The sequence below is a fragment of the Ruegeria sp. D4 genome (genome assembly GCF_056534475.1).
The window spans coordinates 147,515-168,200 of the sequence record NZ_JBQFPJ010000001.1 but is presented as its reverse complement, the minus strand read 5'-3'; the positions used below and the strand labels follow the sequence as shown (position 1 = coordinate 168,200).

The following is a 20,686-nucleotide window of genomic DNA, read 5'->3' as shown; positions in this document are numbered from 1 at the left end:
TGCCTTTTCAAGGGATTGTCGCGCGAAGTTATTTCGCAGGCTCGGTCTTGTTCAGAACCTGTGCAATGGTCGATTTGACCACACGCACCTTGACGCCTTCAGCGATTTCAACCTCGATCTCGTTTTCGCCTTCCTTGACCTTGGACACTTTGCCGATCATCCCGCCCTGGGTGACGACCTGATCGCCCCGGCGCACGGCGTCGACCATCGCCTGATGTTCCTTCATCTTCTTCTGCTGCGGACGGATCAGCAGGAAATACATGATCGCGAAAATCAGGATCAGCGGGAGAAACTGGGCGATTGCGCCACCTTCCATGGGACATTCCTTTTACTTTGGATCGCGGACAAGCTCCGCAAATTTGGCGGGAACCTATGCTTTGAGGTGTCCGTTTGCAAGCAAAGGCGGCGGTGTAACCCGTCCTGATTGTGTCACCGTGTCGAAAGATGTTTCCAAGCGTTGCAGATATACCCTAGGAACGACGGTCAGGCGGGGTATAGTCAGGCCGTGAGGGTCGCAATGAATCAGCTATATAAATACCTGCAAGCATTAAAAGTTTTGCTGATCGCAGCCCTGCTGGCTTTTGCCATGTGCACTGCCGGACAGACACAGGAAGCACCCCCTGAAATTCTGGCCCCCGAGACCGATGACACGGATGTTTTCAAGGCCCCGGTGGTTGTCGACGGCGAAACACTGTTCTTTCTGCGCGGCTCAAGCGCATTGCCGGCATCGGAACGGGCCGAGCAGGTTCAGAAGATTATTGTCGAAGTCGCCGAATCTTCGGAAGACCCCGAAGTCGACATTACTTTCGAAAAAACCGATCTCGGTACACGCATTTTCGCTGATGGCGTCAGAGTTTCGATCGTTACCGTCGCCGATGCGGAACTGGACCAGATGGAACTGGACGTTCTCAGCCTTCTGCATGGCGACGCGATAGAAGAGGCGATTGTCGACTACCGTGCGAACCGGACGGACCAGGCGCGCGTGTCAGGCGCGATCGAGGCATTAGCCTGGACTGTCGGCTTTGCATTGTTTGTCATCATTATCATGTGGCTTCACCGGCGCATCCGGCGACGCACCCTGAAGCTGGTCAAGCGCTATCTCAAGGACGTCGAAACAGCGACCGCCAAAAGCGTTCAGGCCGAAGCGATTGCCGCCCTGATCCGATACGGCCTGAATTTCATCCTGCTGGTCATCTTCTTTCTGGGCTTTTACTACTACCTGTCCTTTGTCCTTCTGGCCTTTGCCGAAACCCGGTATTTCGCGCAACTGCTTCTGACCTATCTGACGGAACCCGTCCTGCTGATCTTCAAGGGCATCCTCAGCTATATCCCGAATCTGATCATGCTGGGCCTGATCGCCTGGATCACCGTCTACATCATCCGCGGCATGAGGGTGTTCTTTGATGCGGTCGAGGCCGGGTCCTTCGAAATGGGCGATTTCGAAAAGCACTGGGTGAATCCGACATTCAACATTGCCCGTGTCATCGTGATCCTGATCGCGCTGGTCTTTGCAGTGCCCTACATTCCGGGCTCGGATTCGGCCGCGTTTCAGGGGCTGACCATTCTGGTCGGCGCCATGCTGTCGCTGGGTGCGAACTCGGTCGTGTCGAACATGCTTGCTGGCCTGTTTGTGATTTATCGCCGTTCAACTTCGATCGGGGATCGCATTCAGATTGGTGACCATATCGGTGACGTGGTGCAGATCAAGTTGATGGAGACGCATCTGAAATCCATCAAGAATGAGCTGATCTCGATCCCGAACGCGCAGTTGATGAACTCGGATGTGGTGAACTTTTCCAAGCAAACAGATGGCACCGGCCTGTTGTTGCACACCACTGTCGGCATCGGCTATGAAGAGCCGCCCGAAAAGGTCGAGGCGATGCTGATCGAGGCGGCCAACCGTACCAAAGGGATCAAGTCCAAGCCCGTCCCCTTTGTACTGTGGACCGCGCTGGCCGATTACGCGATCAACTACCAGATCAACGGGTACACCACACGCGGCAGCATAATCCCGAAAATCCGCTCGGATCTGCATCGCAATATCGTGGCCGTTTTCAACGAAAACAGTGTTCAGATCATGACGCCCTCTTATATGGCCGATCCACCCGAACCCAAGATCCCTGCCGAGGCTTGGGACGGCCATCTGGCGCATGAAGTCACCGAAGAGGAAGAGAAATAGTCCGGGCGTCTTGTCCCGGCTACACCCTCCCCGCGAGATAGTGCATAAGCGGTTCCAGTGATTCACGTATTCAAGGATCTGAACAATGCACGACATCCGCGCCATTCGCGAAAACCCAGCCGCCTTCGACGCCGCCCTTGCGCGCCGTGGGGACGCGCCGGTGTCGTCGGACCTGCTCAGGCTGGATGAAAGCCGCCGCGCCAAGATACTTGCCGCCGAGACCGCTCAGGCCGAGCAGAACAAGGCCAGCAAAGAAGTCGGCGCCGCCAAGGCGCGCGGCGACGAAACCGAGTTCGAGCGTCTGCGCGCACTGGTGGCCGAGAAAAAAGCCGAGATCGCCCGGATGCAGACCGAAGCCAAGGATCTGGACGCCATGCTGACCGACCAGTTGGCGCGCATTGCCAACGTCCCTGCCGACGACGTGCCGCAAGGCGCGGATGAAAACGAAAATGTCGAGGTCAATCGCTGGGGTGCTCCGCGTAATTTCGCATTCGAACCCAAAGAGCACTACGAAATCCCTTCCGTTGCCGCGGCGATGGACTTTGAAACCGCCGCCAAAACCAGCGGCAGCCGGTTCGTGAACCTGTCGAAAGGCGTCGCCCGCATTCATCGCGCACTGGCGCAGTTCATGCTGGACACGCATATCGACAAGAATGGCCTGACGGAAATGCAGACGCCGGTTCTGGTGCGGGACGAGGCGATGTATGGCACCGACAAGCTGCCCAAGTTCGGCGAGGACAGCTATCAGACCACCAATGGCTGGTGGCTTATTCCGACATCCGAGGTTACGCTGACCTATTCCGTCGCCGGTGACATTCTGGAAGAAAGCGCCCTGCCCATCCGCATGACCGCGCACACCGCCTGTTTCCGGTCCGAAGCCGGAAGCGCGGGAAAGGACACGGCAGGCATGCTGCGGCAGCACCAGTTCGAAAAAGTCGAGATGGTCTCGATCACCCATCCCGACAACTCGGATGACGAGCAAAAGCGCATGCTGCGCTGCGCCGAGGATTTGCTGGAGCAATTGGGCATCCCCTATCGCACTGTGGTTCTGTGCACGGGTGACATGGGCTTCGGCGCGCGCCGGACCTACGACATCGAGGCATGGCTGCCCGGGCAGGATGCATACCGCGAGATCAGTTCGGTTTCGACAACAGGGGCCTTTCAGGCCCGCCGCATGAACGCGCGTTTCCGCCCCGAAGGCGGCGGCAAGCCGGAATATGTTCACACCCTGAACGGCTCGGGTCTTGCGGTTGGGCGCTGCCTGATTGCCGTCCTGGAAAACGGTCAGAATGAAGACGGAACCGTCACCATTCCGGATGTCCTGGCCCCCTATCTGGGCGGCAAGCTGACTTTGCAGACGGACGGCACGCTGGCCTGAAACAAAGAACCGGCAACCGTCTGAAACGGTGCCGGTTTTCGAAACAAGTCGAGGCGGAGAGGGACTACTTCTTCGCCTTTTTTTTGTCCTTCTTCTTTTTTCCCTCTTTTTTGCCGGACTTCTTGGCGGCGTCTTTGCCTGACTTCTTGGCAACGTCTTTCTTCGCCTTGTCCTTTTTGGACTTGGCCTTCTGTTTGGCCTTTTTGGACTTGGCCTTCACTTTATCTTTCGCCTCGGAAAAGGCCGCCTCCATCTCGCGCCGCTTCTTGGCGGCTTTTTCGGCTTTGGCCTTGGCTTTGGCCTTTTTCTGGGCTTTGGCTGCTGCCTGTTCCTTCGCAGCTTTTTCTTCGGCCGCCTTGCGCGCCTCTTCTTTTGCCCGCTTTTCAGCGGCAGCCGCAGCTACGGTTTTGCGGGCCGCAGGTTTTCGGGCCGGTGCGCGCCGGGACGTCGGCTTGGTCCCAGTTGGCTTGGCAACAGCTTCCTTGGCGGCTGCGATCAGTGTTTGCGCACGTGATGCACCAATGCGCGGGATTTTGACCAGATCAGCGGCGTTTGCCTTGGCGATGGCTTCCGCAGTTTTGAATCCATTGTCGCTCAACGATTTTGCAAGCGCTTGGCCCGCACCTTTTATGTTGGTCACTGCGGTCATTACTGGTCCTTTCCAATTCGTCGCTCGAATACATATATACGTCGGATGTACATCCCCCCAACCCCCTGATAGCTTGGCTCACCGCATGATGTTAGCCGCTATGAGCCAGATCGCCTGTCGTGGACTTCCTGGGGAACGGAACAAGGCGTTTAGCATCCTCATCCCAGAGCTTCAGGTTCAGTGCTGCCACCGCCTCGCGAAACTTGATCCGCCGCGGGGTGAATTCAGGCGGCAGGTTATAGTGGCAGGCGCGCAGTCGATAGGACGGGATGCGCGCGTTGAAATGGTGGATATCATGCAGCGTGATGCAGGCGACCGCATTGTCGAACCACCAGCCGAAGTCCAGCGCTGAAGAACCCTGCAAAGCGGCAACCTGTGGGTCCAGATCCGGGCGGCGATCCCAGTATGTGTCTTCAAAGTTATGCTGAAGATACACAAGAAACACCCCCAGCATTCCGCCCAACAACGAAAAAACCAACCAGACCAGAATCCCCGTTGTCCCGGCCACATAATAAAGCAAACCCAGAAACACGATGATCGACAGATTGTGCAACAGCACCCCACCTGCCCCAAATCGCACGGTGTTCTTGGGCCAGCGATAGCGAATGAAGTAGGTGAACAGCGCACCAACCGGCACGAGGATGAACGGATTGCGATAAAGCCTGTAGAACAGACGGGATTTCCAGTCTGCGCGCTGCCATTCGCGCAGCGTCATGGTGTGAATTTCACCGGTCTCACGATGTTCCAGATTGCCGATACCGGCGTGGTGCAGATTGTGGTTCTGCTTCATCACCTCGAAAGGTGCAAAGGTGAAGGGTGACAAGCCATGCCCCGCCCATTCGTTCTGTTGACGCGTCTCAAACAGGGAATGATGGCCGCAATCGTGCTGCAACACGTAAAGGCGCACTGCCGAAAATGCGAAAACAATGCCGGCCGGGACCATGACATACCACCGGTCCACGAAGATGATCGCCAAAGCCAGCGATGTGAAATACACCGCAAAAGTCCCAAAATAGCTCAGGCTGGCAAGCCGATTGTCCTGAACCGCATATCGGCGGGTATATTCCCTGAGATCCATAACCGCCCCACTTTCCTCTGTTGGCCGGTGTGAACGTTCATCGTCAGATTATACACGAATAGTCTCAAAGCAAGACCGGCGCGGGTAATTGTTATGCTCCAACAATGGCATAGATAGCATTTTCTTTCAGACATTGTCCAAGTGATCGGGGAAATCCGCTCAAGTCTTTGCCAAGCTGTTCCGTCACCGGCGCCGAGATTGACCCCACGGCACCTTTGTCTCGCATTCTCAAGATCAAAACTGACGGCGCCAGTACGTACAAATATCGCGATATTCTTATCTTTTTTGACTCATGTTCGCGATTGACCGAAAATCGGGGCCGCGTGCTTCGCAATTTTCATGAACCGGCCGAAGCGTACCGAGTCTTTGGAATCGAGCACATATCAAAATCCATGATCGGGTCCGGCTGCGTCAGCCGGACCTGACCCAAAGATCAGCCCCGCCCCTTCAGGTGCTTTGCCAGGGCCCCGGCGTTTTTCTTGCGCCGCCCCTTGTACGGGTTCTTGTCCCCTTGCCCTCGCAGGGTCAGCCGGATCGGTGTGCCGGGCATGTCGAAATCCTCACGCAACCCGTTCACCAGATACCGCGAATAACTGTCCGGCATCTTGTCCGGGTGCGAGCACATGACCACGAACCCAGGCGGGCGGGTCTTGGCCTGGGTCATATAGCGCAGCTTGATCCGACGTCCCTGCGGTGCCGGCGGCGGGTGCTGTTCCAGCATGGCTGCCAGCCAGCGGTTCAGGGCTGCGGTCGGCACACGGCGATTCCAGACGTCATGAGCGCGCAGGATGGCGGCACGAAGACGCTCAAGCCCCCTGCCCGTTTTCGCTGAAACGGTGATCAGCGGGGCACCGCGCAACTGGGGTAACAGCCGTTCAAAGGATTCTTTCAGATCGCGCAGTTTTTCTTGCTTTTCCTCTTCGATGTCCCATTTATTGACCGCGACGACCACGGCACGGCCTTCGCGTTCGGCCAGATCGGCGATGCGCAGGTCTTGTTGTTCAAACGGTATGGCCGCGTCCAGCAGAACCACCACGACCTCGGCAAACTTGACCGCGCGCAGCCCGTCCGAAACGGACAGCTTTTCCAGCTTCTCCTGCACCTTGGCCTTCTTGCGCATGCCGGCGGTGTCGAAAATCCGCATCGGCGTGCTGTTGCCATCGGGATCGGCCCAGTCGATCCGCAAGCTGATGGCATCGCGGGTAATCCCGGCTTCGGGACCTGTCAACAGACGATCTTCGCCCATAATCTTGTTGATCAGGGTGGATTTTCCGGCGTTTGGACGACCGACAACAGCGACCTGAAGCGGTTTCGCATCGGTGATCAGGCGCGCTTCGCCTTCGCCCTCTTCGTCCAGTTCCACATCTGTCACAGGCGTCTCATCGGCCTGTTGTTCTGCCATCGCGTCCGCCAGAGGCATGAGGTGGGCGTAAAGGTCGGTCATTCCTTCGCCATGCTCGCCCGACAGGCGCACGGGCTCTCCCAAACCCAGATTATAAGCCTCAAGCACGCCGGCATCCGCCGCGTTCCCTTCGGCCTTGTTGGCCGCAAGGATCACATGTTTGGATCGTTTGCGCAGGATTTCCGCGAACATCTCGTCCGTGGGGGTCAGCCCCACACGCGCATCGATCATGAACAGGCAGACATCGGCCATGTCCACCGCGCGCTCGGTCAAGCGGCGCATCCGCCCCTGCAGACTGTCATCCGTTGCATCCTCAAGACCCGCCGTATCGATCACGGTGAATCGCAGATCGCCAAGCCGCCCTTCGCCTTCGCGCAGGTCACGTGTCACGCCGGGCTGATCGTCGACCAGGGCCAGGCGCTTGCCCACAAGGCGGTTGAACAGTGTGGATTTGCCCACATTCGGGCGCCCCACGATAGCGAGGGTCAGCGACATGATACTCAACTTTCAAGACTCAAGATGCGCCCTTTAGCGCATCTTGCCGTCAACGGAAAGCGTGCAGTGCACCTTTGGTGGACACGATATACAACGTGCGCCCCGCAACAACGGGCGACGCGGTCGCCCCGCCGGGGACTTCGATCCGGTGAACCAGGGTTCCGTCAACCGGGCTGTAAAAGCGCACATACCCGTCATTTGAGGCCACAACGATGCGCCCGCCTGCAAGGATCGGACCATAGTGCGCAAAGATCGCCCCGCGCCGTCCGGGCTTGTCCTTGACAAAGCCGGGCAGGTCCTGCGCCCAGATCACCGATCCGTCTGTTGCGTTCAGTCGCACCAACTGGCTGCGGTCGCTGATCAGGAAGACGCTGTTTCCGACCGGCCAGACCGTATCAACCGCACCTTCGTTGGCGGTCCATTTACGTTCTCCGGACCCACCTTCCAGTGCCACGGTCCGGCCCGAGTGGTTGCCAATGTAGATCGTGTCCCCGGTTACCATTGGCCCCCCGGTGACATCAACGATCCTGGCCGCCGCGCGACCACGACGTCCGCCCGCGACGGAAGCGTTCCAGCGGCGGATGCCGCCCCTGCGGAACGTCGCGGCAATATCGCCGGACCCGAAGGCAAAAACCGCGAGGTCCGAAGTCAGCGCGGGCGACGGCGCCCCAAGCACGTTCCCAACGCTGGGTGTTCCTTCGACCTGCCAAGCAATACGACCATCCTTGGTATTCACAGCCCAGCCGGTCTCATCCCCGGCGACGACGTAAAGCAACCCGTCTTTCACCAGCGGCGCACCGCTGCCGGTTGCGTTCAGCCGTTTTTGCCAGCGTTGCGCGCCGGTCTTGGCATCCAGCGCCGTGAGGCGACCAAACCCGGATGAGACGTACAAAACCCCGTCGGCATAGGCCATTCCGCCACCTGTCGCGTCGGAATCGCCGTCGCTTGGAGGGATAAGGTTGGTGCTCCAGGCGACCTGCCCCTGAGGTGTAACGGCCGATACTGTGGCTCCGGAATCAAGGGTATAAATCAGCCCGCCTGCAACAACCGGTTCCGCTGTAATCCGTTTCTTACGGGAATCGCCTTCGCCAATCGAAGTGGACCAGATGCGCTGCGGTGCTGAGCTGAGCGCAGCGTTTGTGGTTCGGAAAGCGGCTGTGCCCGGACTTTGCGCCCAATTGGCGTTCGATGTCTGCCCCGGCAGGCTGATTGGTTTGGACCCACGGGTTTCAACAGTTTCGGTATCGGACGCAGGACGGATGTCTTCGCGCTCACCGGGCAGAATGACTTCGGGTTCCTGACAGGCCGCAAGCGTCGTCAGGGCAATCGCCGCCAATGGCAGTCCAATGCGGGGGAATAGTCTCGTTACCATGATGTTCCGAACTCGCCTGTCGTCATTCTTGTTTCGCTGTCTCAATCAGCCTTGCTGGGCGACCAGTTGTTCCGGTTCGCCCCCAAGTGCCACGATCAGCTGGGTCGCACGCTGTTGCAGATCGACACCAACTTCGGCATCCTGCCGCAGCGCTTGCAGACGATCGATCGCGGCGGCGGTGTTGCCCTCGGCGACATCAATCAGCGCAAGCTGTTCTTCTGCCAACAGGCGCAGCGGCGCACCGGGCGTGGCCAGTGCCTCGAATTGCAGGCGACGCTCGTCCGCCGAAAGGGTCTCGCTTTGCAACAACAACGCCTTGAAGCTCGCGATGGCGCGATAGATTTCGGGCAGATCAGCTTGCGTCGCAACCGCGTTCAGGCTGGTCACGGCATCCTGCGCCGAACCGGCCTCGTTCTGCGATGCGGACAGCAGCATTTTCAGAACTGCGTCCCCACCCGGAGATTGCGTTTGTATCCCGCTTAGACCGGCGGCACGTTCGGCGGAATCATCTTGCGACAGCGCCGCAAGAATTTCATCGCCCAGCGCCTGAGCCTGACTTGTGATGCTGGCTTTACGATATTCGTTGAAAGCGGCCCCGCCTACAATAAGTACAACCGCCGCAATGCCCACCCAGCCCCAGCGGCGCAAAAGCAGATACAGCCGGTCGCGGCGCACCTCTTCTGTCACCTCATCAATGAAACTGTCGACGTCGCTCATCCCTGCCCCCAGGCTTAGTGTCCTGTCATATTAGCGCCATGTCATACCCCGGCACCACGTCCAAGCCAAGGGTCCGATTTCGCACATTTTCACCAGCTTAGTGCGCCCTTGCGAAAAAAACTAAACCGAACTATTCAGTTCAGTATGGAAATGGCCTATGCCGGACCCCATTTTGAGGCATAAGCGCCAGTGAAAATCTGGCAATGAATCCTAGGAGAATTTCTGCATGCGATTGATTTCATTCGCAAACGCACTTTTGGTAATTGTTGCATTATACTTTTTGGTGTTCGAAAGGGACGCCCTGTTCGCCTTTGCTGGAAAAGATGACGTAACGGAAGCACAAGCCGCTGAAGGTGGTGAGGGCGCGGAAGCTGCCCAAAATCCGGATGCAATCAAGGTCGTCGCCTTGCGGTCATCGGCGCGCGAGATCGACAGCGCAGTGTTGTTGCGTGGCCAGACCAAGGCGAACCGTCAGGTCGAAGTGCTGGCCGAAACGATATCGACCGTAGTGTCGGAACCCAAGCGCAAGGGCACTTTTGTCGAGGCCGGAGATCTTTTGTGCGAACTCGACCCTGGCACCCGCCCGGCCAGCCTGGCCGAAGCGATGGCGGGCAAGCTTGAGGCCGAAAGCCGTATCCCTGAAGCCGAGGCCCGGCTTGCCGAAGCACATGCGCGCGTGGCCGAGGCCGAGATCAACCTGAAAGCGGCGCGTAAGCTGTCTGAAACGGGTTTTGGGTCGGAAACACGTCGGATCTCCAGCGAGGCCGCCATGAGCACCGCTGAAGCAGGTGTGAAATCGGCCGAAGCGGGTCTGGAGGCCACTCGCGCCGGTATCGAAGCTGCCGCGGCCGAGGTGAAAGCGGCCCAGCGCGAGATTGACCGCCTCACCATCGAAGCGCCGTTCCGTGGCGTGCTGGAAAGCGACACGGCGGAATTGGGCAGCCTGATGCAGCCAGGATCGCTTTGTGCAACCGTCATTCAGCTGGATCCGATCAAGCTGGTGGGTTTTGTTCCCGAGACCGAAGTGAACCGGATCATTGTGGGGTCCGAGGCTTCGGCCAAACTGGTGACCGGTCTTGAGGTTACGGGCCGTGTGACGTTCCTCAGCCGTTCCGCCGATGAAACCACCCGGACCTTCGAGGTTGAGATCACCGTTCCGAACTCGGAACTGGCCATCCGCGACGGCCAGACCGCTGACATTCGCATCGCAGCCGAAGGCGCCAAGGCGCACCTGCTGCCGCAATCCGCATTGACGCTGAACAATGAAGGCCAATTGGGGGTTCGCACAATTGCAGCGGGCAATGTAGTCGACTTCATGCCTGTTCATCTGCTGCGTGACACCTCAAGCGGTGTCTGGATCGACGGATTGCCTGAAACGGTGGATATCATTGTCGTCGGGCAGGAATTCGTGACCCAAGGCGTCAGTGTTGCGCCGACCTACCGGGAATTGTCGCAATGACGGGTATTGTCAGTTGGGCCGCCGACAGGGCCCGAATGGTCCTGGCCTTCATCGCGATCTCGTTGATGGTTGGCGGGTTTGCTTATGTCAGCCTGCCAAAAGAAGGCGAGCCGGATATCGAAATCCCGGCCCTGTTCGTCTCGGTTTCGTTTCCCGGCATTTCGGCCGAAGATTCCGAAAACCTGCTGATCAAGCCCATGGAAACCGAACTGGCGGATCTGGACGGTCTGAAGGAAATGACCGCCACCGCCGCAGAAGGCTATGCCGGGATTGCACTTGAATTCGACTTCGGCTGGGACAAGACCGCGATCACTGCCGATGTCCGCGACGCGATGAACAGCGCGCAGGCAGATTTCCCTGAAGGTGCCGAGCAGTATTCGCTGAACGAGATCAACTTCTCCGAATTTCCAATCGTCATCGTCAACCTGACCGGCGCGGTTCCCGAACGCACAATGGCCCGTGTTGCCAAAGACCTGCAGGACGATCTTGAAGCACTGGATTCCGTTCTGGAAGCCGGGATTGCCGGCAATCGGGACGAACTGCTTGAAGTGGTGATCGACCCATTGCGGCTTGAGGCATACAACGTCACCGCCGCAGAACTGATCAACGTTGTGCAGAACAACAACCAGCTGATCGCTGCTGGTGAGGTCGAGACGGCGCAAGGCACATTCTCGGTCAAAATCCCTTCGTCCTTCAAGACGGCGCAGGATGTTTACGGGCTGCCGGTCAAGGTCAATGGCGACCGCGTTGTCACGTTGGGCGAACTGGCGCAGATCAATTACACCTTTGAAGACCGTGAAGGCACTGCCCGGTTCGATGGTGAGGCCACCGTTGCCCTGCAAGTGGTAAAGCGCAAAGGCTTTAACGTCATCGACACGGTCAACGAGGTCAAAAAGGTCGTTGCCGAGGCTCAGAAGATCTGGCCACCGGAACTGGCGGCAGCAGTCGATGTCGGCACGTCGAATGACCAGAGCCGTATCGTCGGCTCGATGGTAAGCCAGCTTGAAGGTTCCGTCCTGACGGCCGTTGCGCTGGTGATGATCGTTGTGCTGGCGTCGCTGGGTACACGTGCCGCGCTGTTGGTGGGTTTTGCGATTCCGACCTCGTTCCTGTTGTGCTTTGCCTTCCTGGCCATGATGGGCGTCAGCATTTCGAACATGGTGATGTTCGGCCTGATCCTTGCGGTCGGGATGCTGGTCGACGGGGCCATCGTGGTGGTCGAATACGCTGACAAGCGCATCAAGGAAGGCGTCGGCCCGATGCACGCCTATGTCGAGGCGGCACAGCGGATGTTCTGGCCCATCGTATCATCGACGGCGACCACGCTTTGTGCGTTTCTGCCCATGCTGTTCTGGCCTGGCGTTCCGGGCGAGTTCATGAAGATGCTGCCGATCACGCTGATCTTCGTTCTGTCATCCTCGCTGATTGTAGCGCTGATCTATCTGCCCGTGATGGGCGGTGTTTCGGGCCGTTTGAGCCGGACTTTTGACCGCACGTCGAACTGGCTGCGCGCGCGAACCCGCTGGTGGGTACGCGCCCTATTGGTTCCGCCATCGCTTTACCTGATTTTCCTGGGTGCGATGCAGGTTCTGAACCCGACCTATCTGTTTCCAATCGGTGGTACAGCAGGCAGTTTGTTCGGCGCGTTTCTGTTTCTGACGGGCGCCTTTGCAGGGTCGGTCACGCTGAGCGCGGCAAAGATCGAACGCCGCGAAGACGACCATGTGCACACGGCCAAGGAACACACGGTCTTTGGCTATATGGTGAAATTCCTCGTTGGAAATCCGATCATGCCGATCGTCTCGATCGCGGTGATCGGCTTTGCCGTTGTATCTGTGATGACGGCCTTTTCGAACAACAACCGCGGCGTCGAGTTTTTTGTTGAGACTGAGCCCGAACAGGCCACCGCCTATGTCCGCGCCCGTGGCAACCTGTCTCTGGCGGAAAAAGACGCAATTGTTCTGGCCGCTGAACAGACCATCAGCGCGCACCCGGCTGTTATCAACGTCTTCGCCTTTGCCGGTGAAGGTGGGCTGAACCAGAACACCGGTGGCGCGCAGGCCCCCGGCGACACCGTTGGCCGTGTGCAATTCGAAATCATCCCGTGGGAAGACCGCCCGAACGTGTCAGAGCCGATCCTTGGCGGGCTGTTTGACCGTCATTTCATCGACCCCAAATACGACGGCGATAGGGTGCTTGAGGAACTGACCGCAAATCTGGCCAAACTGCCCGGCATCATCGTCGAGCTTCAGCCGCTGGATCAGGGTCCGGCCTCGGCCAAACCGGTGCATCTGCGCATCAAGGGCAACAATTGGGAGGAGTTGACCTCAGCAACCCTGTCCGCGCGCGAGGCGTTCGACACCACCCCCGGTCTGGTCAGGATCGAAGACACCCTGCCCCTGCCCGGCATTGACTGGCAGATCGACGTAGACGTGGCCAAGGCGGGCCGCTTCGGGGCCGATGTGGCGACTGTGGGAGCGATGGTGCAACTGGTGACACGCGGTATCCTGCTGGGTGAGATGCGCCCGGACAATACCGATGAAGAGGTCGAGATTCGTGTGCGCTTGCCCGAAGAAGACCGCGTTCTTTCCACGCTGGATTCGCTGAAGGTCCGCACTTCGGATGGTCTGGTGCCACTATCGAATTTCGTAACCCGCAAGCCGGTTGAAAAACTGGCCGAGATCAACCGCATCAATCAGGAGCGGTATTACGACATCAAAGCGGACGTAGAACCGGGGCTGAGCAAAGTCGTTATCACCGACGCGGACGGCACAGAACAAAGGCTGGCCGTTGTCCGAGCGGTTGCGGAAGGCGCGGAGCCTAAGGGCGCGACCCTGACCAGCCCCGATGGTGAGGCGTATGAGATTGTCGAGCTGACCGGCAGCCAGAGCGCCGAGGATATCCGGTCGGCGATCGAGGATGGCGACGCGCAGCTCTCACTGATCAACCCCAATGAACGGATTGCCGTCCTGACGGAGTGGTTGGATACTGGACCTTTCTCGAAAGCGGTCAGCTGGGAATGGACCGGCGACCAGGAGGAACAGGAAGAATCCGGCGCCTTCCTTGTGAATGCATTCATGGGTGCGCTGGGATTGATGTTCGTGATCCTGCTGGCGCAGTTCAATTCGTTCTACAACTCGGTGCTGGTGCTGCTGGCGGTTGTTCTATCCACAACCGGGGTGCTGATCGGAATGATGATCATGCAACAGCCGTTCTCGATCATCATGACCGGGACGGGCATCGTGGCGCTGGCCGGGATCGTGGTGAACAACAACATCGTTCTGATCGACACTTATCAGGAATACAGCCGCTACATGCCCCGGATCGAGGCCATCGTCCGAACGGCCGAGGCGCGCATTCGTCCGGTTCTGCTGACCACTTTGACCACGATGGCGGGTCTGACACCGATGATGTTCGGTCTGTCGCTGGACTTCATCAACGGCGGTTATTCCATCGATAGCCCCACCGCCCTGTGGTGGAAACAGCTTGCCACTGCGGTTGTCTTTGGCCTGGGTATCGCGACCGTACTGACACTGATCGTGACACCATCGCTGTTGGCGCTGCGAGTCTGGGTGGCGACCTACACAATCTGGCTGGGCAAGGCACTGGCCCGCGCCTCGGCAGGCCGCGCCAGCCGGCTGGCACAGGATATGGCCATTGGACGGGCGGCGCGAAAAGCGCAGGCGACCGAGGTTATCTGGGAGGACGATGAGGTCACAGACGCTCTGTCCGTGGCCAAACCGGACCAGGCGTCGGATCAACCACCCAATCCGCCTCTGAAAGCAGCAGAATAAAGATCATGGGCCGGCCAACACCGGCCCTTTTCAATTCTGCAATCGTGTCCAGGTCTGATGGCCACAAAGGTGATGTTCACATCCTTTGACCTTGAGCGTGTCGCCCTGCAACGTCATCTGAGGCACCGCCTCGACATCCAGTAGTGGCACCCAGAACTCTCCGCCGCCATATGTGCCCGAACCTTCGCTGGACACATCCCAGAACAGTTTCTTCCCGATATTGGGCGTCTGCACCTCTTTTCCGGATTTGTCATAGGCCGACAAAATCTGACCGCAAAACTTGCCGCCACACGCCGTAATCTTGATGTGCGAGATCAAGTCCTTTCGATCCGGCTCGGTCTTCCAGACGCCTTCGATCGGATCAGCTGCGGCCAGTGTGGGAAGGTTGATTGCCACGGCAAGTATGCCCGCAATTGTGCCTTTTCGAACAAATCGACGCATCGGAAATCTCCTGTAAGAACAGGCTTATTTTATCACAAAATCATCCTGCCGGACACAACGCGCGTCAGGCAGCCTGCGTGTCCGATTGCTGCCGGTTCCATAGCTGCGCATAGCGCCCGGCTCGAGAGAGCAACTCGTCATGCGTGCCCTGTTCCAGGATCTCGCCCCGTTCCAGCACAACGATGCGATCCGCTTCGGCAATCGTGCTCAGGCGGTGAGCGATGGTCAGCACAGTCCGCCCCTCTCCCGCCCGCGCTAGGGCGTCCTTGATGTCCTGTTCGGTGTCGGTATCCAGCGCCGAGGTCGCCTCATCCAACAACAAAATCGGCGGATTCTTCAGCAAGGTGCGCGCTATACCAACGCGCTGCTTCTCACCGCCTGACAGTTTCAGCCCCCGCTCGCCAACCTTTGTGTCATAGCCGTCAGGCAGGCTGGCGATGAAGTCGTGTATCTGAGCAGCTTTCGCGGCCTCTTCCACGTCGGACTGGCTGGCCCCTTCGCGGCCATAAGCAATATTGTAGCGGATCGTGTCATTGAACAGCACGGTGTCTTGCGGCACGACACCGATGGCCGCGTGCAGACTGGTCTGACTGACATCGCGGACATCCTGTCCGTCGATTTTCAGCGCGCCACCGGTGACATCGTAGAACCGGAACAAAAGCCGCCCGATGGTCGACTTGCCGGACCCAGTCGCCCCGACGATTGCAACGGTTTGCCCTGCCGGTACGGTCAGGGATACCCCTTTGAGGATTTCCCGGTCGGCCTCATACCCGAACCGCACATCTTCCAACGTCACCTCGCCGCCATTCACCTTCAAATTGGGTGCACAAGGCTTGTCGGTTACCTCGGCGGGCTGTTCGAGCAGATCGAACATCTGCCCCATATCCACCAGAGACTGGCGGATTTCGCGATAGACCGTGCCCAGGAAATTCAGCGGCACGGTGATCTGGATCATGTAGGCGTTCACCATCACGAAATCGCCCACCGTCAGGCCTCCGTTCTGCACGCCGATGGCCGCAAGAACCATGACACCGATCAGCCCGCAGGTGATCAGGAAGGACTGTCCAAAATTCAGAAAGGCCAGCGAATAAGCGGTCTTGAGCGCGGCCTTTGCATAAGCCTTCATCGAAACGTCATACCGTTCGGATTCGCGCATCTCCGCATTGAAATACTTGACGGTTTCGAAGTTCAGCAGGCTGTCGATAGCGCGCTGATTGGCTTCGGTGTCCTGATCATTCATCTCGCGGCGCAGCTTGACCCGCCATTCCGTCACCGCGAACGTGAACCAAATGTAAAGTGTGATGGTGACGGCGACGACAACCAGGTACCACACGTCGAACAGCCACATCAGGATGATCGCAACCAGCAGCAGTTCCAGGATCAGCGGCCCAATCGAAAACAACAGGAACCGCAGCAGGAACTCTACCCCTTTGACGCCCCGCTCGATAATCCGGCTCAGGCCGCCTGTTCGGCGTGTCACGTGATAGCGCATGGACAATTGGTGGATATGCTGGAAGGTTTCCAGCGCAAGCGCACGCAAAGCACGCTGTCCAACCGGTGCAAAAGCCGCATCGCGCAATTGCTGGAACCCAACGGTCATCATCCGCGCGACGCCATAGGCCACCGTCAGCCCGACAGCACCAAGCGCTATGGGCGGCACACCTTCGCCCGCCAACGCATCGACCGCGCCCTTGTACAGAATCGGCGTATATACCGCGATCAGCTTGGCCACGACCAGCATCGTCAGCGCCAGAACAACGCGGCGCTTTACCCACGGCTCGTCATCGGGCCACAGGTAAGGTGAAACCTTTCGGATCGTGCGCCAGCCAGAGCGCCGTTCGTCAGGTTCTGACCCGTTATCAGATTGCATTTGGGCTGTCCGTCGCTTCACGTGTCTGTCCTGAGATCAGAAATAGTCCCCCGCCCCCAAAAGGGCCAGAGCCGGGTGGTCATTCGGGAATGGTAAAGATCTGACCCGGATAAATCAGGTCCGGATCACGGATCGAGTCGCGGTTGGCCTCGAAAAGTTTGACGTAGAGAATACCGTCACCAAAACGTTCCCGCGAAATCGCCCAGAGTGTGTCGCCTTTCTGAACCGTGACCGACCGGATTGCGGCGGTTTGGCTCTCGGCATCCGCTTCATCCAACTGATCAGCGGCTTGCAGCGTCTCGATTGGCTCTCGCTTGAATGGGGTTTCCAGTCGACTGACGACAGTTCCGTCGGGGGCTACCTCATCCACCCGCAATGTATAGATACCTGGGTCGATACCCTCGATCTCGCCCCGCCATTTTCCGTCTTCCGCAGACGGAAGATCGCCGACAAGGCGGTTGTCCAGATAAAGGCGCACAGCCGATCCGCCCTGCGCACGCCCCGTCAGCTCGACTTCGCCGGTTTCCGAATAGCCGATTGTATCCAAAGCAATCTGATCCGGCTGCTGAGTTTGCGTCGCCGGAGGCTGCACCAGTTCGACACCTTCTTCACCAGACCGCAATACGGCGACCTGCTGATCCTGAGAAGCCTCGGCTGCCGGTTCAGATACGATAGGTTTAGTTTCTGCCTGTTCAGTTTCTGCGGTGTCGGTTTCGGCGGTTTCAGTATCTGCCGTTTCGGATTCGGGCTGGGGCTGATCCTCAGAAGATGCCTCAGCCGTCTGCTCCTCTTGCGAAATCACAGGCTGTTGGTCTGTTCCCGTGTCTTCCGCTGCTGCGGTCTCGGTCGGTTCGGGTTCCGTGACTTCCACTTCGGATGCACCGGGCTCAACCGTTTGCGCTCCGGCTTCCTCTGACGGCTCGGCCGAAGCCACCTCGGTCTGTTGCGGCTCGGGCGCGGGCAGCGCCGCTATCAGGTAATCATCCGAACGCGACGCCGTGGCTCCGTCGGATGTCTCAAGCACCAAGCCCCTTGCGATATCGGAGAACGGGATCACCAGAAACTCGGCAAATTGCCCGCTGGCATCGACCGTGAAGCTGTGCACAGGCTCTCCATCCAGCAACACGCGGATTTCGGAACCCGGTTCGGCGGTGCCGGACAACAGGGCGTTCCCGTCCGTTTCTATGAAAACCTGATCCAGAGCAGGCGCGATGACCGGCGTGGGCGCAGGTTCAACTGCCTCCCCGGTCTCAGCCTTTTCCTCGCCCGCTGGTTCCGGTTGGCTATCGCCTTGCCCGGCCTGATCTACAGACTGCTCAGGCTCCGCCGTTTCCGCAGGCTGCACAGACTTTTCAGCGGTTTCTTCTGCTTCGGTGGTGACATCTTCCTGTGGCGCTTCGGCAGCGAGTTCGGTCTGCTGAGGCACCGGAGTGTCCTGTTCATCGCCAAAAATGCCGGACAGATACAAACCTCCCGCTCCGATCAGAGCTGCAATTCCAGCGATCAATCCCCAGAGGAAGTTTCCAGAGCTTCCGCTTCCCGACTTGGCGTCCATTCTTTTCCTTTCACTCCGCAGCGCAAATGCTTTGACTTTCACACATTCTGCCTGACGGTTGAGGCAACCTATCAATCCCGCTATCAGGGGTCAAAACCTCAGACACAAGCCCGGAGAACCCATCTGATGTCTCAGAAATCAGTCTGTGTGTATTGCGGGTCACGCAATGGCACAAATCCCACCTATGCCGCAGCCGCCGAAGCGTTCGGCACATTGCTGGCAAATGAAGGCTGGCGTCTGGTTTATGGTGCCGGAGATGTCGGGCTGATGGGCGAGGTCGCGCGCGCGGCGCAGTCCGCCGGAGGGGAAACTTTCGGTGTCATCCCGGTGCATCTGGTCCGGCGCGAGGTCGGCAAGACCGACCTGACCCATTTCGTGATCACCGAGACCATGCACGAGCGCAAGAAGGTCATGATCATGAATGCAGACGCGGTTGTCGTTCTGCCGGGTGGCCCCGGGTCGCTGGACGAACTGTTCGAAGCCCTGACATGGCGGCAGCTAGGCCTGCACGACAAACCCATCCTGATCCTGAATGTTGATGGATACTGGGACAAGCTGCGCGAACTGGTCGCGCAGGTCATGGATCAGGAATTTGCCGATCCATCGCTAGGCGAGTTCCTGACCTGGGTGGACTCCCCAACAGGGGCCATTGAGGGCCTGCGTTCGCTTCTGACTTAACTTAGGATGTTCGGAACCCCGGGGGACCGTTTGGCCTCCCGGGGAAAAAAATAGTCAGGAAACCGCAGGCTTTGCCAATCGCTGACGCAAAACCTGTTCGACCTTGTGCAACGGGTGGTTTGTCAGGGTCTTGTCGACCTCGGCGACCACTTTGGCCAGCACTTCGCTGTGCAGGCGGCGGCGCAACAGGCCCAGAACATGAGGGCTGGCGACAAGAACAAGCCGCTTGAACGCACCTTTCAACCCCTTTCGATTCAGCAAATCCGCCACATCCTGAACGAACAAGGATTTGGCGTGGGCTTTCCAGTTCGTCTCTTCCATGGCCGACTTCTGGTTCGGCCCGGAATCGAACCGGCGTCCTGCCCTGTCCTTGGGTTTGTTGTCCGCTGTGTCCTGCTCTTCAACCGAGACGACGACAAGATTGGGATCTTCGGCGTCTGTGATGTTTTCCATCACCAGCGCCTTTTCCCCGTCTGCGATGATAACCCATGTTCCCTGTTCAATTGCGACCATAGTGATCTCCTGTATCGGCCGTTGAGGTCGCCCCCCGCCCTTTGGGCACAAGTCTTTTGTAGCGTGCCAACAGTGGATTGGCGCGCTTACTGTCGCTTGTCTATTTGATTTGCAGCTCTCTCCTGCCGCCTACTTTACGTAGGGTCTGCGGGGCGCGATACAATCCCGGCGAAGGCAAAAGTCGACGTATCGGCAGGTTTTCACCAGCGCTAAGAAAAGGATCAGGCCGACATTTCGATCACTGTAATCTCAGGCGTGACCCCCAGCCGCACGGGCAGGATTGAACAGCCAATACCGCCTGAAACCACCAGATCCCGCCCGTTTTCCTGCACGTGCCCATAGGCGTACCGATTGCCATAGCGGGATGGTACCACGGGCGACCAGCCAAACAGGCGCACCTGTCCGCCATGAGTATGCCCGGACAGGGTAAGCGCAACTTCCTTTGGTACTTTTGGAAAAATATCCGGTTCGTGCGCCATCATCACGACCGGCGCATCGTCCGTTACCTGACTCAAGGTGCCCGGCAGATCATCCAGCCCCTGATACCCGCCGCCTTTGCGCCGGATAGCCCACTGATCCTCAAGCCCGGCCAGCCAGAATCCTAACGCCTCAAGCTTGATCGCAGTGTTCGACAGAACCGTGATGCCTTTGCGTCCCAGCGCCTCGGCGTAGATATTCGGCCCACCACCCCTTAACTGAGCCTGCCGGTCATCCCACCAGTCGTGGTTGCCCAACACCGAAAACACCCCGTGCGGCGCATCAAGATCAGAAAGAACGTCGGCCAGATCGTCCGGCCTGACCGGCTGCATGAAGGTTTTCAGGTCTGCCGAGTAATCCCCAAGCAGCAATATGAGATCCGGCGCCAATGCGTTGGTGCGCCGCACGATCTGGCGAATGCGGTCAAGCCCGATCATCGGCTCTCCGACATGCAGATCAGCCAGAACCGCAATACGAACCGGGGGCGCAGTCCAGTCGGTTCGTTTTAGGCGCCATTTACGTACGCGCAGCCGCAAGGCCGGCTCGATGAAAAAGCCATAAGCCGCAGTAAAAAGGCCTGCCAGCGTAACCGCCAGCAGACCCCGTATGAACCCTCGTCGGGTCAATGA

The 20,686-nt window shown here is 58.5% G+C and carries 16 protein-coding genes; 5 read left to right on the top strand and 11 right to left on the bottom strand.

The genetic code is table 11. From position 1 onward, the window contains the following. Positions 1–28: 28 nt before the first annotated feature. Positions 29–316 carry a preprotein translocase subunit YajC gene (gene yajC, locus ACR0MI_RS00825; RefSeq protein WP_170610183.1) on the bottom strand — a complete coding sequence of 96 codons (288 nt, stop codon included), beginning with the start codon at positions 314–316 and terminating at the stop codon, positions 29–31. A 201-nt stretch (positions 317–517) separates the two neighbouring features. On the opposite strand from yajC, the gene ACR0MI_RS00820 reads away from it, so the two are divergent. Together ACR0MI_RS00820 and serS are read left to right on the top strand one after the other, a co-directional pair. Beyond that, the gene (locus tag ACR0MI_RS00820) at positions 518–2,179 is read left to right on the top strand and encodes a mechanosensitive ion channel domain-containing protein (protein WP_170610182.1); all 1,662 of its coding nucleotides are present in this window, start codon (positions 518–520) and stop codon (positions 2,177–2,179) included. 85 nt (positions 2,180–2,264) lie between these two features. Beyond that, entirely contained in the window at positions 2,265–3,557 is a 1,293-nt protein-coding gene (serS, locus tag ACR0MI_RS00815; RefSeq protein WP_170816604.1) for a serine--tRNA ligase, read from the top strand. Between the two features lie 64 nt (positions 3,558–3,621). Here the strand turns inward: serS and ACR0MI_RS00810 are convergent, their stop codons facing one another. The 5 genes from ACR0MI_RS00810 to ACR0MI_RS00790 form a co-directional block, all read right to left on the bottom strand. Beyond that, positions 3,622–4,206, bottom strand: a complete 585-nt coding sequence (locus ACR0MI_RS00810; protein WP_170610178.1) for a helix-hairpin-helix domain-containing protein — start codon at positions 4,204–4,206, stop codon at positions 3,622–3,624. Positions 4,207–4,297: 91 nt separating this feature from the next. After that, positions 4,298–5,284 (bottom strand): fatty acid desaturase, encoded by a 987-nt coding sequence (locus tag ACR0MI_RS00805; RefSeq protein ID WP_170816605.1) that lies wholly within the window; start codon positions 5,282–5,284, stop codon positions 4,298–4,300. 433 nt (positions 5,285–5,717) lie between these two features. Beyond that, positions 5,718–7,181: a ribosome biogenesis GTPase Der gene (gene der, locus ACR0MI_RS00800; RefSeq protein ID WP_170610174.1), complete on the bottom strand. Its 1,464-nt coding sequence runs from the start codon at positions 7,179–7,181 to the stop codon at positions 5,718–5,720. 49 nt (positions 7,182–7,230) lie between these two features. Next, positions 7,231–8,553, bottom strand: coding sequence for a PQQ-like beta-propeller repeat protein (locus ACR0MI_RS00795; protein WP_170610172.1), 1,323 nt, complete (start codon positions 8,551–8,553; stop codon positions 7,231–7,233). Positions 8,554–8,598: 45 nt separating this feature from the next. Next, positions 8,599–9,270 carry a hypothetical protein gene (locus ACR0MI_RS00790; protein ID WP_170610170.1) on the bottom strand — a complete coding sequence of 224 codons (672 nt, stop codon included), beginning with the start codon at positions 9,268–9,270 and terminating at the stop codon, positions 8,599–8,601. Positions 9,271–9,496: 226 nt separating this feature from the next. On the opposite strand from ACR0MI_RS00790, the gene ACR0MI_RS00785 reads away from it, so the two are divergent. Then, positions 9,497–10,729, top strand: a complete 1,233-nt coding sequence (locus ACR0MI_RS00785; RefSeq protein WP_480853388.1) for an efflux RND transporter periplasmic adaptor subunit — start codon at positions 9,497–9,499, stop codon at positions 10,727–10,729. Next, a complete protein-coding gene (locus ACR0MI_RS00780; protein WP_170816606.1) occupies positions 10,726–14,523 on the top strand; it encodes an efflux RND transporter permease subunit in 3,798 nt (1,265 codons plus the stop codon). Before ACR0MI_RS00785 ends, ACR0MI_RS00780 begins: the two co-directional genes overlap by 4 nt. A 30-nt stretch (positions 14,524–14,553) precedes the next feature. Here ACR0MI_RS00780 and ACR0MI_RS00775 read toward each other — a convergent pair whose 3' ends face one another. The 3 genes from ACR0MI_RS00775 to ACR0MI_RS00765 form a co-directional block, all read right to left on the bottom strand. Further along, entirely contained in the window at positions 14,554–14,964 is a 411-nt protein-coding gene (locus tag ACR0MI_RS00775) for a DUF2147 domain-containing protein (protein ID WP_170610164.1), read from the bottom strand. A gap of 64 nt (positions 14,965–15,028) precedes the next feature. Next, positions 15,029–16,834 (bottom strand): ABCB family ABC transporter ATP-binding protein/permease, encoded by a 1,806-nt coding sequence (locus ACR0MI_RS00770; RefSeq protein WP_170610162.1) that lies wholly within the window; start codon positions 16,832–16,834, stop codon positions 15,029–15,031. A gap of 79 nt (positions 16,835–16,913) precedes the next feature. After that, entirely contained in the window at positions 16,914–18,389 is a 1,476-nt protein-coding gene (locus tag ACR0MI_RS00765; protein WP_170816607.1) for a LysM peptidoglycan-binding domain-containing protein, read from the bottom strand. A gap of 126 nt (positions 18,390–18,515) precedes the next feature. On the opposite strand from ACR0MI_RS00765, the gene ACR0MI_RS00760 reads away from it, so the two are divergent. After that, positions 18,516–19,067 carry a TIGR00730 family Rossman fold protein gene (locus ACR0MI_RS00760; protein WP_170610158.1) on the top strand — a complete coding sequence of 184 codons (552 nt, stop codon included), beginning with the start codon at positions 18,516–18,518 and terminating at the stop codon, positions 19,065–19,067. 54 nt (positions 19,068–19,121) lie between these two features. On the opposite strand, the gene ACR0MI_RS00755 is transcribed toward ACR0MI_RS00760, so the two are convergent. Both ACR0MI_RS00755 and ACR0MI_RS00750 read right to left on the bottom strand, forming a co-directional pair. Continuing rightward, complete coding sequence (locus tag ACR0MI_RS00755) at positions 19,122–19,580, bottom strand: host attachment family protein (protein ID WP_170610156.1); 459 nt, start codon at positions 19,578–19,580, stop codon at positions 19,122–19,124. A gap of 221 nt (positions 19,581–19,801) precedes the next feature. Then, a complete protein-coding gene (locus ACR0MI_RS00750; RefSeq protein ID WP_170610154.1) occupies positions 19,802–20,683 on the bottom strand; it encodes a metallophosphoesterase in 882 nt (293 codons plus the stop codon). Between the last annotated feature and the right edge of the window lie 3 nt (positions 20,684–20,686).